Below are 15,200 nucleotides of genomic sequence, written 5' to 3'. Positions count from 1 at the left end.
GATGCGCGGTCAGCTGAGCGCTACCATGAGACCGGGCTCGAAAGCGGTCCCAGCTGGAACGATGCCCCCGGATCGATTCCCGGGACCTCCCGGGGCGAGCCCGGTCAACGACTGGAGGACGGCAGTGATCGGCGACTGGACGCGCCCGGCGGTCGCGGCGGCGCTCGGAGCGGCGGTGCTGGTCACCGGGGTGGTCACGGCCGATCCCGGGTGGGACGCCGAGGAGCGCCCGGGCGTGGCCGACGCGGCCTTCACCCCGGACGTGTTCGTCCGCAGCTACGCGCCCGTCGGTCCGGCGATCGAGACCGTCCGGTGGCCCGGCGAGTTCGTCCCCCCGGCCCCCGACGAAGAGGGGCCGGGCGACCTGCGGCTCACCGAACTCCGCTGGCAGCGCTGGGACTCCGACCGCGCCGAGGCCCTCGGGACCGCCGTGGTCGAGCGCGAGGACGGGCGCACCGACCACATCCCCGGCGTCTGGATCACCCTGCGCGACCCCGAGCGCATCGGGCAGGTCGTGCAGTACACGCGCTACCGGCTGGAGTGGCCCGGCGCCCTCGAACCCGACGACTACGAGCTCGACTTCACCGGGTCCGACTGACGTCCCGCACCACTCGAAGGGGTGGTGAGTGAGGGGCACCTTCACCTGGGAAAGGATCACTCGGTCGGGGGTGCGGTGTCGTGCTCGCGCATCTCCCGCTGCCTGCGCTCCTCCGCGCCCGTCGCGATGGGGGCGGTCAGCCACTGCCGCGGCACGCCGAAGGCGGTGACCAGCTCCACGGCGTGCGGGCGCAGCGCGCCGCACAGCGCGTTGACCGCCGCCGTGATCGACTTCGACCGGCGCGGGGTGATCCGCTCGTGCTCCAGGAACCAGCCCCGGTCCTGCTCGATCGCCGACAGCGCGAACAGGTCGCACAGCCGCTCCAGCACCGCCGCGACGTCGCGGTCCCGGCACCGGTCGATCGCCGCGACGAACGACTCCAGCACCGACCGCTCGACGTGCACCCGGGCCGCGTGCAGCACGTGGTCCTGCGCGTTGTTGAACACCTCGAACGCGTCGTCGCTCCCGGCCCCGCGCAACCGGCGGCCGAGCCCGTCGAGGACGTGCTTCTCCCGGTCGTCGAACATCGCGAGCTGCCAGCCCCGGTCGAAGATGACGTCCTCGTCGTCCTTGCCCGGCGCGGCGGCGATCAACCGCTGCACCAGCGAACGCGCCGCGGTGCGCTCGGCGACCGCGCCGACGAACCGGTCGGCGACGAACCGGACCATGCCCAGCGGGCTCAGGTCCCCGAACTGGTCCTTGTAGCCGGTCAGCAGCCCCTTGGCGACCAGTTGCAGCAGGACGGTGTTGTCGCCCTCGAAGGTGGTGAACACGTCGGTGTCGGCCTTGAGCCCGGCGAGCTGGTTCTCCGCGATGTACCCCGCGCCGCCGCACGCCTCGCGGCAGGCCTGGATGGTGGCGGTCGCGTGCCAGGTGGACAGCGCCTTGAGCCCGGCGGCGCGCGACTCCAGGGCGCGCTGGGCGCGCTCGTCCCCGCCGCCCTGCACGTCGTGCAGCGTCGAGACCAGGTCCTCCTGGGCGAAGTGCAGCGCGAAGGTGCGCGCCAGCGCGGGCAGCAGCTTGCGCTGGTGGCCCCGGTAGTCCAGCAGCACCGCTTCCTCGTCGGTGCCCGGCCGGGGGAACTGGCGGCGGGTGTCGCCGTAGCGCAGCGCGATCTCCAGCGCGAGCTTGGTGGCGCCGCCCGCGGTGCCGGACACCGCGATCCGGCCCCGGATCAAGGTGCCGAGCATGGTGAAGAACCTCTTGTTGGCCCCGGCGATCGGGCTGCGGTAGGTGCCGTCCGGCTCGACGTCGCCGTAGCGGTTGAGCAGCGCCTCGCGCGGCACCCGCACCCGGTCGAAGGTGATCCGACCGTTGTCCACGCCGTTGAGCCCGGCCTTGCGCCCGGTGTCCTCGATGTGCACGCCGGGCATCGGACGGCCTTCGGCGTCGCGGAGCGGCACCATCAGCGCGTGCACGCCGTGGCCCTTGCCGCCGGTGATGAGCTGGGCGAACACCACCGCCATCCGGCCGTCCCGGGCGGCGTTGCCGATGTACTCCTTGCGGGCCGCCTCGTGCGGGGTGTGCACCACGAACTCCCCGGCGTCCGGGTCGTAGGTCGCGGTGGTGCGCAGGCTCTGCACGTCGGAGCCGTGGCCGCTCTCGGTCATCGCGAAGCAGCCGGGCAGTTCCAGCCGCATGATGTCGTGCAGGTACCGCTCGTGGTGGCGCTCGGTGCCCAGCGCGACGACCGCCCCGCCGAACAGGCCCCACTGCACGCCGGACTTGACCATCAGCGACAGGTTGCCGGGCAGCATCTCCAGCGCCACCACCGAACCGCCGACGTCGCCCCCGCCGCCGTGCTCGGCGGGGAAGCCGTAGTCGATGGCGCCGGACCGGGCGACCATGCCGAGCTGCTCCAGCGTCCGCGCCCGGTGCGCCTCGGTGTCGAGGTCGTCGCCGGGGGAGAGGTCGAGGCCGGCCAGCGCCTCGCGGACCTCGGCGCGGACCCCGGCCCACCGGCCGTCCAGCAGCGCCGAGAGCTCCGCCGCGTCGAACCCGCTCGGGGTCTTCGGGATGTCCATCTGCCCGCCTCCACGCCAGTCGGTGCCGTGACCCCGAGCGTAGTTACCGGCGGGTAACTACGCCACGTGACCTGGCTCGCCACCGCCGAACGGAGCACCACCACCCGCCCGGACAGCACCGGCGGAGTACCCCGTGATCGAACGAGAACCACCCCGCGCGACCGATCCCGAACAGGCGTCACCCGTTGTCGACATGAGTGAGGGGCACCCTTGCCCAAGTAACTCGGACAAGGGTGCCCCTCACCTCGAAAAACAGAAGCACACCGCCCGCGCAAGCGGCGCCAGCCGCTTCAGCCCACGCACGCGCCGAACAGAACCCCCGTCAGGCAAGCGGCGAAAGCCGCTTCCGCTTTGCCCCACGCACGGAGCTTGCATCGCCGCGGGTTCTCAGCTGTCTTCTCGCGAGGACGCCCTGATGCCGTGTATTGGCATACATCAAGAAGGGCGCCCGGAGCGAGAAGGCAGCTGAGGTTCCGCCACCCGCACCGCCACGCAACGGGACCACGGCACCTTCAACCGCGAGAAGGCCGCTGAGGTTCCGCCACCCGCACCGCCACGCGAAAAGACCACCACACCAAAAACCTCAAGCGACGACGTTGACGAGGCGCCCTGGCACGACGATCACCTTGCGCGGCTCCTTGCCCTCCAGCGCGGCGGCGATCTTCTCGTCGGCCAGCGCCGCGGTCTTCACCGCGTCCTGGTCGGCCGAGGCGGGCACCACGACCCGCGACCGCACCTTGCCGTTGACCTGGATCGGGTACTCCGCGGTGTCCTCGACCAAGTAGCGCTCGTCGGCGACCGGGAACGGCGCGTGCACCAGGCTCTCGCCGTGGCCCAGCCGCTCCCACAGCTCCTCGGCCAGGTGCGGGGACAGCGGGGCGACCATCAGCACCAGCGGCTCCACCAGGGCGCGCGGCGTGGCGTCCTGACCCGCGTAGGCCTTGGTGATCCGGTTGTTGAACTCGATCAGCTTGGCCACCGCGGTGTTGAAGCGCAGCTCGGCGTAGTCCTCCCGGACCCCGGCGACGGTCTTGTGCAGCGCGCGCAGCGACTCCTCGTCCGGCTCGACGTCACCGACCTTGAGCGCACCGGACTGCTCGTCGACCGCGTTGCGCCACAACCGCTGCAGGAACCGGTGCGAGCCGACCACGTCCTTGGTCACCCACGGCCGGGACGCCTCCACCGGGCCCATCGACATCTCGTAGAGCCGCAGCGTGTCCACGCCGTAGCTGTCGATCATCTCGTCCGGGGAGACGGCGTTCTTCAGGCTCTTGCCCATCTTGCCGTACTCGCGCTGGACCTCCTCGCCCTGGAAGAAGAACCTCCCGTCGCGCTCCTCCACCTGCTCGGCGGGCACGTAGACGCCGCGCGCGTCGGTGAAGGCGTAGGCCTGGATGTAGCCCTGGTTGTACAGCCGCCGGTAGGGCTCCTCCGAGGACAGCAGGCCCAGGTCGTAGAGCACCTTGTGCCAGAACCGGGAGTACAGCAGGTGCAGCACCGCGTGCTCCACGCCGCCGACGTAGAGGTCCACCCCGCCCGGGTCGTCCGCGCCGTGCTCGGCCGGGCGCTTGCCCATCCAGTAGCGCTCGTTGTCCGGGTCGACGAACCGCTGGTCGTTGTCCGGGTCGACGTAGCGGAGCTGGTACCAGCAGGAACCGGCCCACTGCGGCATCACGTTGGTGTCGCGCTGGTAGCGCCGCAGCCCGTCACCGAGGTCCAGCTCCACCTCGGCCCAGTCGGTCGCCTTGGACAGCGGCGGTTCCGGCAGGGTGTCGGCGTCCTCCGGGTCGAAGGTGCGCGGCGAGTAGTCGTCGACGTCGGGCAGCACCACCGGGAGCTGGTCCTCCGGCACACCGCGCGGCACGCCGTGCTCGTCGTAGACGATCGGGAACGGCTCGCCCCAGTAGCGCTGCCGGGCGAACAGCCAGTCGCGCAGCTTGTACTGGACGGTCCCGCGGCCGTGACCGCGGTCCTCCAGCCAGGCGATCACCGTCTTCTTGGCGTCGGCCAGGTCCAGCCCGTCCAGGTCCAGCCCGGCCGCCGGGTTCGCCGAGTTGATCCGCGGGCCCTCGCCGGTGAAGGCGCCCCCGTCGAAGTCCTCCGGCGGCTGCACGGTGCGCACCACCGGCAACCCGAAGGCGTGCGCGAAGTCCCAGTCCCGGGCGTCCTCGCCGGGCACCGCCATGATCGCGCCGGTGCCGTAGCCCATCAGCACGTAGTCGGCGATGAACACCGGGATCTGCCGCCCGTCGACCGGGTTGGTCGCCCAGGCACCGGTGAACACGCCCGTCTTGACCTTGTTCTCCTGGCGGTCCAGGTCGGACTTCATCGAGGCGTCCCGCCGGTACGCCGCGACGGCCTCCGCCGGGGTCGCCGCGCCGCCGGTCCAGCGCCCGTCGACGTCGGCCGGCCACGCCGCGGCGGTCAGCTCGTCGACCAGCGGGTGCTCCGGCGCCAGCACCATGTAGGTCACGCCGAACAGCGTGTCCGGGCGGGTGGTGAACACCTCGATGCGGTCCGCCGAGCCGTCCAGCGGGAACTCGACGTTGGCGCCCTGCGAGCGACCGATCCAGTTCCGCTGCATGGTCTTGACCTTCTCCGGCCAGTCCAGCCGGTCCAGGTCGTCGACCAGGCGGTCGGCGTAGGCGGTGATCCGCATCATCCACTGCTTCAGGTTGCGGCGGAACACCGGGAAGTTGCCGCGCTCGCTCAGGCCCTCGGCGGTGACCTCCTCGTTGGCCACCACGGTGCCCAGGCCGGGAACCCAGTTCACCGGGGCCTCGGACAGGTAGGCCAGCCGGTAGGAGTCGACCACCCGGCGCTGCTGCTCGTCGGTCAGCTCGCCCCACGGCGTGCCGTCCGGGGTGGCGCGCTCACCGGTGGCGAACTGCTCGACCAGCGCGCTGATCGGCCGGGCCCGGCCGCGCCCGCCGTCGGCCTCGGTGTCGTACCAGGAGTGGAAGACCTGCAGGAAGATCCACTGGGTCCAGCGGTAGAACGGGATGTCGGTGGTGGCGATCCGGCGGCGCTCGTCGTGCCCCAGGCCCAGCCGGCGGATCTGCGCCAGGTACCGCTCGATGTTGGCCTCGGTCGTGGTGCGCGGGTGGGTGCCGGTCTGCACCGCGTACTGCTCGGCGGGCAGCCCGAACGAGTCGAAGCCCATCGTGTGCAGCACGTTGCGGCCCAGCATCCGGTGGAACCGGGCGTAGACGTCGGTGCTGATGTAGCCCAGCGGGTGCCCGACGTGCAGCCCGCTGCCCGAGGGGTACGGGAACATGTCCTGGATGAACAGCTTGTCGTCCGGGACCTCGCCGGCGAGCGAACCGACCGGGTTCGGTGCGTGGAACGTGCCACGTTCCTCCCAGCGGCGCTGCCACCGCTGCTCGATCTCGGCGGCGGTCTCCGCGGTGTAGCGGAACCGCGGGGCTTCCTCGCCGCCGGTCGTCGCGCCGTCTTCCTGGCCAGTCATCGTCTGCGTCCTTCCCTGGTCGCCCGAACGCGCGGAAAAATCGCCCTCAGTGTGCCGCCTGCCGGAAAAGCAAAACCCCCCAGCCCTGCCGGGCATGAGGGGTAGCCGCGTCGATCCGCCGTCAGCGGTCGGTCAACGCGGCCTCGGAAGGAGCAGCGTACGGGCGGTGCTCATACCGACATGGTAGCCGAGCGCGCAACCGGGATCCGGCATCGGGGAGTGATCGCCGCGCAGCGGAGGGTGACCGGCACACTACTCACGACGACCCGCGACCCGAACGGCGCGAGGACCAGAGCCTGAGCAGCGACAGAGCCCGGGCAGCAGCAGAGCCTGAGCAGCAAAAGGCCCCGGGCGGCATGCGAAGCAGCGGCGGACCCGGGGCGTACGTGATTCAGCGTAGCACAGCCGGTACCGAGACCGAGGAGCCCAGAAGAGTGATCGACGATCCCGACGAGCAGTCCACGGCCTGGGTGCAGCGCGCCCTGTCCCCGGCACGACTGGCTCCGTACCTCGCCGCGGCCGGTGGCGGCACCGCCGCCGCACTGGAGCTGTACCGCTGGAACCTCGACCTGTGCGCAGCGTTCTACCCACCGCTGCACTGGTGCGAGATCGCGCTGCGCAACGCCATGCACTCCCAACTGCGCAGCTACTTCGGCGCGCACCACTGGTGGGACGTCGCACCGCTCAACGAGAACGGCCGGTCGATGATCGGCAAGGCACGGGATGACCTGGCCAAGCGCGGGAGGCGCGAAACGCACACCCCGGACGACATCGTCGCCGCCGTTCCGCTGGGATTCTGGGTTTCACTGACCAGCCGGGGAGATCGCTACGACCAGACGTTCTGGAAGCACTCCCTGTACTTCGCGTTCCCGCACCTCACCGCTACGAGGCGGGTCCTCCACCGGGACCTCAACGGGATCCGCGAATTCCGCAACAGGATCATGCACCATGAACCCATCTTCAACCGGAACCTGCCGAACCAGCGGGACCGCGTTCACCGGGTCATCGGCTACCTGTCCACCCCGTTGTACGACGAGACCATCCGGGTCGACCGGATCCAGACCGTCTTGGCCGCCAAGCCGGGTCATGCTCCGCTGTGACGGCTCGGCATGGGCTGGGGCACATCCGAACGGGTGAGCGGCGGGGGTGCGTCGCCCGGAGGCTTAGGCTGGGCGGGTGCTCGCTGTTCAGGTGATCCTCTGCGCCCTGCTGCTCGTCGGCGGGATCGCGCTGCTCTACGTCGGACTGCGCGGCTGGCGCGGTCGGCTGGCCCGCAACCGCTTCGTCGGCGTCCGCACCCCGGCGGCGCTGCGCGGCGAGGAGGCGTTCGCCCTCGCCAACCGGGTCGCCTCGCCCGCCAACATCGCCGGGGGAGCGGTGGCCGTGCTGGCCGGGATCTCGCTGCCCGCGCTGGCCTCGACCGCGAGCGTGCTGCTGGTCGGTGCGCTCGGCCTGGTCGGTGCCGTGGTGCTGCAGGCCGTCGGCGGGGTGATGGGCAACCGCGCCGCCGAGGCGATGCCCGCCCCGGCTCCGGCCGTCGGTGGCTGCGGCGGCTGCGCCGGGGGCTGCTGCGGCGCCGCGCAGTGACCTGAAGGGGCGCCGACCGGCGCCCGACCGCCACCGCACGCGCGTTCCGGCGGCAGGCACCAGCCGTTGTTATCAACGGCGCGACGTCCGAGCGCACGACCTGCGGAACCCCACTCGGCATTATTAGCCGGTGCTCGACAACGCGAGCCGTCGTCCCGGAGCGGGCGCGGCGCCGCGCGACCCGCCGCCCGAAGCCCGGCGGGTGCCGGTTCACCCGGAAGCCTGGTGAGTGAGGGGCACCTCACTCACGCTGTCAGTTGACCTGGACGTCTCCGGGGTGGGTGGCGAGGAACGCCAGCGGTGGTCCCTGGCGGCGCAGCACCCGGCCCCAGAGCTCGGTGCCCGGGGCACCGACCACGTCGTCGGGCAGGGCCGGGACCACGTGCCAGTCGCCGCGCTCGATCTCGCCGGCGAGCTGCCCGGCCTCCCAGCCCGCGTACCCGGCGAAGAACCGCATCCCGCGCGCCTTGGCCACCAGCTCGTCGGGTTCGCCGTCGAGGTCCACCAGCCCGACCGGTCCGCGCACGCCGACCATGCCGGAGACCGCCGCGACGTCCTCCCCGGCGCGCAGCGCGGCCAGGCAGATCGCCGTGCGCTGCTCGACCGGTCCGCCGACGAACAGCGCCGACGGCTCGGTGGCGTGCGGTCCCCACTTGGGCAGCACCTCGCCGACCGCCACCTCGCTGGGCCGGTTCAGCACGACCCCGAGGGTGCCTTCCGGGCGGTGGTGGATGACGAAGACGACCGTCCGCCGGAAGTTCTGGTCGACGAGCTGCGGCGCGGCCACGAGCAGCGTCCCCGGTTCCACGTCCACGTCAGTTCCCACCGCCGCATGATCTCACCGCGGCGCCGCTCCGGAACCCGAAGTGTGCCGAAGTTCCCGAAGAAACCCGACCTCGGCGTACCAGCGGTACTAGCACCGCGCGGGCAGCACCGAGCAGTACCACCCAGCATTACCACCAGGTATTATTAACAGCCTCGTGACCTGCGATGACGTCTCGGTCAGCGGTCGGCGGGCGGCTCGATGCCCTGGTCCCGGGCCCACCGCAGCAGCGCCTCGACGGCCTCGTCGCGGTTCATCGGCCCCTGGTCCAGCCGGAGCTCCTTCAGGTGCCGCCACGCCTGGCCGACCAGCGGTCCGGGCTCGACGCCGAGCAGCCGCATGATCTCGTTGCCGTCCAGGTCGGGGCGCACCCGGGCCAGGTCCTCCTCGGCGGCGATCCGAGCGATCCGCTCCTCCAGGTCGTCGTAGGCGCGCTGGAGCGCCGCCGCCTTGCGCCGGTTGCGGGTCGTGCAGTCGGCCCGGACGAGCTTGTTCAGCCGGGGCAGCAGGTGCCCCGCGTCGGTGACGTAGCGGCGCACCGCCGAGTCGGTCCAGTGGCCATCGCTGTAGCCGTGGAAGCGCAGGTGCAGGAACACCAGCCCGGAGACGTCGGAGACGATCTCCTTCGAGAACTTCAGCGCGCGCAGCCGCTTGCGGGTCATCTTCGCCCCGACGACCTCGTGGTGGTGGAAGCTCACCCCGCCGCCCGGCTCGAACCGCCGCGTCGCCGGCTTGCCGATGTCGTGCAGCAGCGCCGCCAGCCGCAGCACCAGGTCCGGCTCGCCCTCCGGATCGGCCGCGCGCTCCAGGTCGATCGCCTGGTCCAGCACGGTCAGCGAGTGCCGGTAGACGTCCTTGTGCTGGTGGTGCTCGTCGATCTCCAGCTTCATCGCCGGCAGCTCGGGCAGCACGTGCTCGGCCAGCCCGCTGTCCACCAGCAGCTCGATCCCGCGCCGCGGGTACCGGCCGCACAGCAGCTTGGACAGCTCCGCCTGCACCCGCTCGGCGGTGATCCGGCTGATCTGCTCGGCCATCCCGGTCATCGCGCGGACCACCCGCTCGGCCGGGGTGAAGCCGAGCTGGGCGACGAACCGGGCCGCGCGCAGCATCCGCAGCGGATCGTCGGCGAAGGAGTCCTCCGGGGCGGCCGGGGTGTCCAGCCGCTCGTCGACCAGGTCCGCCATCCCGTCGTGCAGGTCGACGAACGACCGGCCCGGCAGCTCGATGGCCATCGCGTTGACCGTGAAGTCGCGGCGCACCAGGTCGCCCTCGATGCTGTCGCCGAAGGCCACGTCGGGGTTGCGCGTCACGCGGTCGTAGGTGTCCGCGCGGAAGGTCGTGATCTCGACGGTGGCGCCCCGGCGGTAGGCGCCGAGCGTGCCGAACTGGATGCCGGTGTCCCACACCGTCTCGGCCCAGCCGTCGAGCAGCACCCGCACCTGGTGCGGCAGGGCGTCGGTGGTGAAGTCCAGGTCGGTGCCCAACCGGCCCAGCAGCGCATCGCGCACGCTGCCACCGACCAGGTAGAGCCGGTGCCCGGCGGCGGCGAACAGCTCGCCGAGCTCCTCGGCCATCGGCGCGACCCGCACCAGCTCCACGACGGCGTTGCGCTGCGCTTGGCGTTCGCGCGCGCGGTGCTCAGCGGACGTCGTACCGGCGTTGGGCTGCGAGGATGACACGAGGAAGCAGGGTATCGGCCGCTCCCGCCCGCCTCGTGCGCACCGGTCCCGAGGAGGCCGCACCCGGTGGCAGCAGGGCCACTTTCCTGTCACTGATGGCAGCAGGGCCACTTTCCTGTCACCCGTGGCAGCAGGGGAACCTTCCTCTCACCGCCCCCACCGAGCGGCGCGGCGGCAGGGCGTCCGGCGGGAGCGGGCGTACCTCGTACGCCGCCGGGGGTGGAGCCGGTCGCACTACCATCGGGGCATGCCCCCGTCGCCTGGCCGCTCCGGCGGCGCCGAGCCGGGGCGCCGGAACCGGCGCCGGCGGCGGCGCAGGCTGCGGACGGTCGACGAGACCTCGGCGGGTGGGCTGGTGGTCGACGCGGCCTCGGAGCGCGCTGCGATCATCGGGCGGTTGGATCGTCGGGGCCGAATGCTGTGGTCGCTGCCGAAGGGGCACATCGAGGCTGGTGAGACGCCCGAGGTGACCGCGGTGCGCGAGGTCGCGGAGGAGACCGGGATCATCGGCCGGGTGCTGGTCCCGATCGGATCCATCGACTACTGGTTCGTCGCGGGCAGCAGGCGAATACACAAGACCGTGCACCACTTCCTGCTGGAGGCGGTGGGCGGCGACCTTTCCGACGAGGACGTGGAGGTCACCGAGGTGGCGTGGGTGCCGCTGGGCGAGCTGGACTCGGTCCTGGCTTACGCCGACGAACGACGGCTCGTGCGGCACGCGCTGAGCCTGCGCGCGGACGGCGCGGCGACGCGGAGGACGGAGCAGCCGGGGTGAGGTTTCTGCTGGTCGCCGTGATCGCGGCGCTGGGGATGGCGGCGACGGTGCTCCCGGGGGTGGTCCCGGGGACCGCACCGCGCGCGCACGCCCAGGACGCGCCGCTGACCCGACTGGAGGTGACCAATGTCACCCCTTCGGTGGTCCAGGGGAATTCGCCGGGTGAGCTGGTCGTCACCGGGCGCCTGACGAACATCAGCGACCGCACGATCAGCGGCGTGGAGGCCCGGATCGAGCGCGGCAACCCCGCGGCGACCGAGGCCGAGGCGCAGCGGGCGCTGCGCGCGGGCTCGCGCAGCGCGACCGGACCGGCGTTCCGCCCGGTGGTCGACGAGCTGAGCCCCGGGCAGGTGCTGCCCATCGAACTGCGCATCCCGCTCACCGGCCCGAACTCGCTCCAGCTCACCCAGCCCGGGGTGTACCCGCTGCTGGTGAACATCAACGGCGTGCCCGAGGCGGGCGGCCGGGCCCGGGTGGCCGAGGCGCAGTTCCTGCTCCCGGTGCTGGCGTTGCCGGGCGGGGCGCCCGCCGCGCCGCCGCCGCAGCCCACGCCGATGTCGATGCTGGTGCCGATCGTCGACTACCCGCGGATGGAGCGGGAGGCGCTGCCCAACGCCCGGGGCATCCTGGTCGACGACCAGCTCTCCACCTCGCTGGCGCCGGGCGGACGGCTCTACGAGCTGGTGCAGGCGGTGAGCGAGACCGCGCCGCCGGGGTCCCCGCTGGGCAACGGGCTGTGCTTCGCGATCGATCCGGACCTGCTGATGACGGTCCGCACCATGCAGGCGGGCTACCTGGTCCGGCAGGACGACGGCACCCTCGCGGAGGGCATCGGGTCGAGCGCGGCGGAGCTGTGGCTCAGCAAGCTGCGCGAGGCGACCAACGGCCGCTGCGTGATCGCGCTGCCCTACGCCGACGTCGACGTGGTCGCCCTCGGCCGCGCCGACCTGCCCGACCTGGTGACCGGGGCGATGGAGGGCCGCGCCCTGGTGCGCGGTGAGCTGGGCACCGAGCCGCGCGAGGTGATGTGGCCGGTCGAGGGCGCGCTGGACGGTCCGGCGGTGGAGCAGATGCCGCGCACGGTGCTGATGCAGCCGGAGGCGATCGGCATCCCGGCCGGGTCGCTCTCGCCCGCGCGGGTCCGGGGGGCCGACATCGCCGCGGTGCCGATCGATCCGCTGCTGAGCCGGGCGCTGGATCCGCTGCACGACACGCCGCAGCGGGTCACCGCGCTGTCCCCGCCGGAGAACGGCCGGTTGTCGGCGCAGAACGTGCTGGGCGCGCTGACCGTCCGGGCGACGACGGCGCGCGTGCCGAACGCCACCTCGGTGCTGGCCCCGCCGCGCCGCTGGCGGATGGGCGGCGACGACCTGCGCGGGCTGCTGCGCGGGATGCAGGACCTGTCCGAGGCCGGGTACGTCGAACCGACCGCGCTGCCCACCCCGGACCCGGCGAGCCTGCCCGAGGCGGACCTGACCTACCCGGTGGACGCGGGCGCCGACGAGATCCCGCAGCCGGTGCTCGACGCGCTGGCCGCCCAGAACTACAAGGTGGGCGACCTGTACCGGAGCTCGGACAACGAGCCGTCCAGCCAGGTGCAGCCGGGGCACGTCACCACGCCGCTGCGCAACGGCCTGCTGCGCGGCGCGTCGAGCGCGTGGCGGGGCGATCCGGACGCCGCGCGGCACTGGGTGCGGCTGGCGACCCGGACGCTGGAGGGCGTCCTCTCGCAGGTCCGGATCGGGGCGTTCCCGGGCACCATCATGATGGGCTCGAACACCAGCCACGTGCCGATCACGGTGATCAACGACCTGCCGATCCAGCTCCGGGTGGAGCTGGTGCTGCCCCGGCTGCCGGGCGTGGAGTACCGCGAGCTGGGCGTGCTGCGCATCCCGGCCAACGGCAAGCGGACGTTCTGGCTGGAGACCTCGGCGCAGCGGCCCGGCAAGTTCTTCATCGACGTCGGCCTGGTCACCGAGGGCGGCACCCGGCTCAGCTCGGGCGCCCGGATGCCGGTGCAGTCCACCGCCTACGGTGCGGTGATCCCGATCATCACGGCCATCGCCGGCGCGCTGCTGGTGGGGCTGTCGGTGCGGCGCATCGTCCGCAAGGTGCGGGCCAAGCGCCGCGACGAGCGGACCGGCGGCGGCACCGATCAGTCCGGTCCGGTCGACGCGGCGGTCCCGGCCGCCACTGACGGTGATCGGGACGCGGACTGACATCCTGTGCGGGTCCACGGATGAGTGCTTGGCGGTGACCGCGGGTCGCCACGGGCGGAGGTAGTGAGCGAGTGAACCACGACAGGGACGGCGGTCGACCGCCGTCCGGCCGACCCCAGCCACCACCTGACGCGCAGCCGACGCGACCGCTGTCCCGCCCCCAGCCCGGCGGTGGGCCGCACCGGCCCGCCCCCGGTCCGCCCCGGCCGCCGCAGCCGCCGCAGCCGCCCGGGGGGCACCGCCCACCGCCGCCGGGACCACCACCGCAGCCGGGACCACCGCGCGGCTGGCACGCGGCCCCGACCGAGCCGATCCCGCTGGTGGTGCCGGAGCCGGGCGTGGACCAGGCCACCGAGCAGGCGGTCGAGCAGACCCAGGTGATCCGCCCGGTCTCACCGGGCAAGCCGTCGCTGCTCAAGGCGACCGGGTCGATGGCGATCGCGACGCTGATCAGCCGGGTCACCGGGTTCCTGTGGAAGCTGCTGCTGGCCTTCGCGGTCGGCTTCGGCGTCGTCAACGACTCCTTCACGGTGGCCAACACGCTGCCGAACAGCATCTTCGAGCTGCTGATCGGCGGGGTGCTGACCAGCATCGTGGTGCCGGTGCTGGTCCGGGCGCAGAAGTCCGACCCGGACGGCGGCCAGCGGTTCACCCAGCAGATGATGTCGATCGCGATCGTCGTGCTGGGCATCGGCACCGTGCTGTCCCTGATCGCCGCGCCCGCGCTGACCTGGGTGATGGTCACCGAATCCGACGGTTCCAACCCGGAGCTGGTCACCGCGCTGGCGTACCTGCTGCTGCCGCAGATCTTCTTCTACGGGATCAGCGCGCTGGTCGGGGCGATCCTGCAGTCCAAGCAGACGTTCAGCCCGCCGGCCTGGGCGCCGGTGGTGAACAACCTGGTCGTCATCACCACGATCCTCGCCTACATGGCGCTGCCCGGGCAGATCACCGTCGACCCGGTGCGGATGACCGATTCCCACCTGCTCGTCCTCGGCGTCGGCGTCACCCTCGGCGTGGTGGCCCAGGCGCTGATCCAGCTCCCCGCGCTGCGCCGGACCGGGTTCCGGTTCCGGTGGCGGTTCGGCTGGGACTCCCGGCTCGGCGAGTTCGGCGGCCTGGCGCTGTGGACGGTCGGCTACGTCGCGGTGAGCATGATCGGGCTGGTCGCGCTGACCCGGGTGGCCACCGCCGCCGAGGTCGGGAGCTGGTCGACCTACAACTACGTGTGGATGCTGCTCCAGCTGCCCTACGGCGTCATCGGGTTCTCGGTGATGACCGCGATCCTGCCCCGGATGAGCGCCGCGGCGGCCGATCACGACTACGAGCGGGTCAAGGGCGACCTGTCGCTGGGCAACCGGCTGTCCACCGCGATGCTGCTGCCGATCAGCGGTGTCATGACCGGGCTCGGGGTGCCGCTGGGGACCGCGCTGTTCGCGCTCAACGGTTCCGGCGAGGACGCCTCGACGCTGGGCGTCGCGCTGGCGGTGTCGTCGTTCGGCGTGCTGCCGTACGCGATCACGATGATGCAGATGCGGACCTTCAACGCGTTGAAGGACGCGCGCACCCCGACGCTGATCATGGTGGTGATGACCGCCGCCAAGCTGCTCATGGCGCTGGCGGTGAGCGCGCTGCTGCCGCCGGAGCGGGTGGTGTACGGGTTGACGTTCATCAACTCGCTGAGCTTCGTGGTCGGCTGGCTGGTCGGGGAGGCGTGGCTGCGGCACCGGCTCGGGCCCTTGGGCAGTCGGCGTTTCCTGGTGACGCTGGGCAAAACGCTGGTCGCCTCGGTGGTCGGCGGCGGGCTGAGCTTCCTGTGCGCGTGGCTGATCGGCGCGGGCCAGATCGGCGGGCAGGTCGGTGCCGCGGTGGCGTGGGTGCAGCTCGTCGTCGGTGCCGTGGTCGGGTTCGCTGCGATCTTCGGCCTGATGGCCTTGCTGCGGGTCGCCGAACTTCAACCCGCGATCGGACGGCTCACCGGTTTGCTGCGTCGTGGCTGACTCCTGCGTCACGTACCCTCAACGGT

At 72.2% G+C, this 15,200-nt stretch carries 10 protein-coding genes; 6 read left to right on the top strand and 4 right to left on the bottom strand.

Annotation, left to right across the window (positions count from 1 at the left end):
* Positions 1-124 precede the first annotated feature (124 nt).
* Entirely contained in the window at positions 125-598 is a 474-nt protein-coding gene (locus ABD976_RS09065; RefSeq protein WP_345360200.1) for a hypothetical protein, read from the top strand.
* Positions 599-654: 56 nt separating this feature from the next.
* Here the strand turns inward: ABD976_RS09065 and ABD976_RS09060 are convergent, their stop codons facing one another.
* Together ABD976_RS09060 and leuS are read right to left on the bottom strand one after the other, a co-directional pair.
* A complete protein-coding gene (locus tag ABD976_RS09060; RefSeq protein ID WP_345360197.1) occupies positions 655-2,622 on the bottom strand; it encodes an acyl-CoA dehydrogenase family protein in 1,968 nt (655 codons plus the stop codon).
* 583 nt (positions 2,623-3,205) lie between these two features.
* Positions 3,206-6,091 carry a leucine--tRNA ligase gene (leuS, locus tag ABD976_RS09055; RefSeq protein ID WP_345360194.1) on the bottom strand — a complete coding sequence of 962 codons (2,886 nt, stop codon included), beginning with the start codon at positions 6,089-6,091 and terminating at the stop codon, positions 3,206-3,208.
* Positions 6,092-6,525: 434 nt separating this feature from the next.
* On the opposite strand from leuS, the gene ABD976_RS09050 reads away from it, so the two are divergent.
* Complete coding sequence (locus ABD976_RS09050; RefSeq protein WP_345360192.1) at positions 6,526-7,191, top strand: hypothetical protein; 666 nt, start codon at positions 6,526-6,528, stop codon at positions 7,189-7,191.
* A gap of 76 nt (positions 7,192-7,267) precedes the next feature.
* Positions 7,268-7,678 (top strand): SdpI family protein, encoded by a 411-nt coding sequence (locus tag ABD976_RS09045; RefSeq protein ID WP_345360189.1) that lies wholly within the window; start codon positions 7,268-7,270, stop codon positions 7,676-7,678.
* A 253-nt stretch (positions 7,679-7,931) separates the two neighbouring features.
* On the opposite strand, the gene ABD976_RS09040 is transcribed toward ABD976_RS09045, so the two are convergent.
* Together ABD976_RS09040 and ABD976_RS09035 are read right to left on the bottom strand one after the other, a co-directional pair.
* The gene (locus tag ABD976_RS09040; protein ID WP_345360186.1) at positions 7,932-8,504 is read right to left on the bottom strand and encodes a YqgE/AlgH family protein; all 573 of its coding nucleotides are present in this window, start codon (positions 8,502-8,504) and stop codon (positions 7,932-7,934) included.
* Between the two features lie 176 nt (positions 8,505-8,680).
* On the bottom strand, positions 8,681-10,180 hold the full coding sequence (locus ABD976_RS09035) for a CCA tRNA nucleotidyltransferase (RefSeq protein ID WP_345360183.1): 1,500 nt from the start codon (positions 10,178-10,180) through the stop codon (positions 8,681-8,683).
* 247 nt (positions 10,181-10,427) lie between these two features.
* Between ABD976_RS09035 and ABD976_RS09030 the strand changes: the two genes are divergently transcribed.
* From ABD976_RS09030 to murJ, 3 genes are all read left to right on the top strand, one after another.
* On the top strand, positions 10,428-10,955 hold the full coding sequence (locus ABD976_RS09030; protein ID WP_345360180.1) for an NUDIX hydrolase: 528 nt from the start codon (positions 10,428-10,430) through the stop codon (positions 10,953-10,955).
* Positions 10,952-13,174, top strand: coding sequence for a DUF6049 family protein (locus ABD976_RS09025; RefSeq protein WP_345360177.1), 2,223 nt, complete (start codon positions 10,952-10,954; stop codon positions 13,172-13,174). The genes ABD976_RS09030 and ABD976_RS09025 overlap by 4 nt, the downstream gene beginning before the upstream one ends.
* A 71-nt stretch (positions 13,175-13,245) precedes the next feature.
* Positions 13,246-15,174, top strand: a complete 1,929-nt coding sequence (gene murJ, locus ABD976_RS09020; protein WP_345360174.1) for a murein biosynthesis integral membrane protein MurJ — start codon at positions 13,246-13,248, stop codon at positions 15,172-15,174.
* Positions 15,175-15,200 lie beyond the last annotated feature (26 nt).

This window comes from Saccharopolyspora cebuensis, from assembly GCF_039542665.1.
Classification (GTDB): domain Bacteria; phylum Actinomycetota; class Actinomycetes; order Mycobacteriales; family Pseudonocardiaceae; genus Saccharopolyspora; species Saccharopolyspora cebuensis.
Note: the sequence above shows the minus strand (reverse complement) of the source record. Positions and strands in the feature narration are given on the sequence as shown.

Coding starts and splice junctions, on each gene's coding strand:
- leuS (WP_345360194.1), bottom strand. CDS start 6,091: ATGACTGGCCAGGAAGACGGCGCGACGACCGGCGGCGAGGAAGCCCCG.
- ABD976_RS09060 (WP_345360197.1), bottom strand. CDS start 2,622: ATGGACATCCCGAAGACCCCGAGCGGGTTCGACGCGGCGGAGCTCTCG.
- ABD976_RS09030 (WP_345360180.1), top strand. CDS start 10,428: ATGCCCCCGTCGCCTGGCCGCTCCGGCGGCGCCGAGCCGGGGCGCCGG.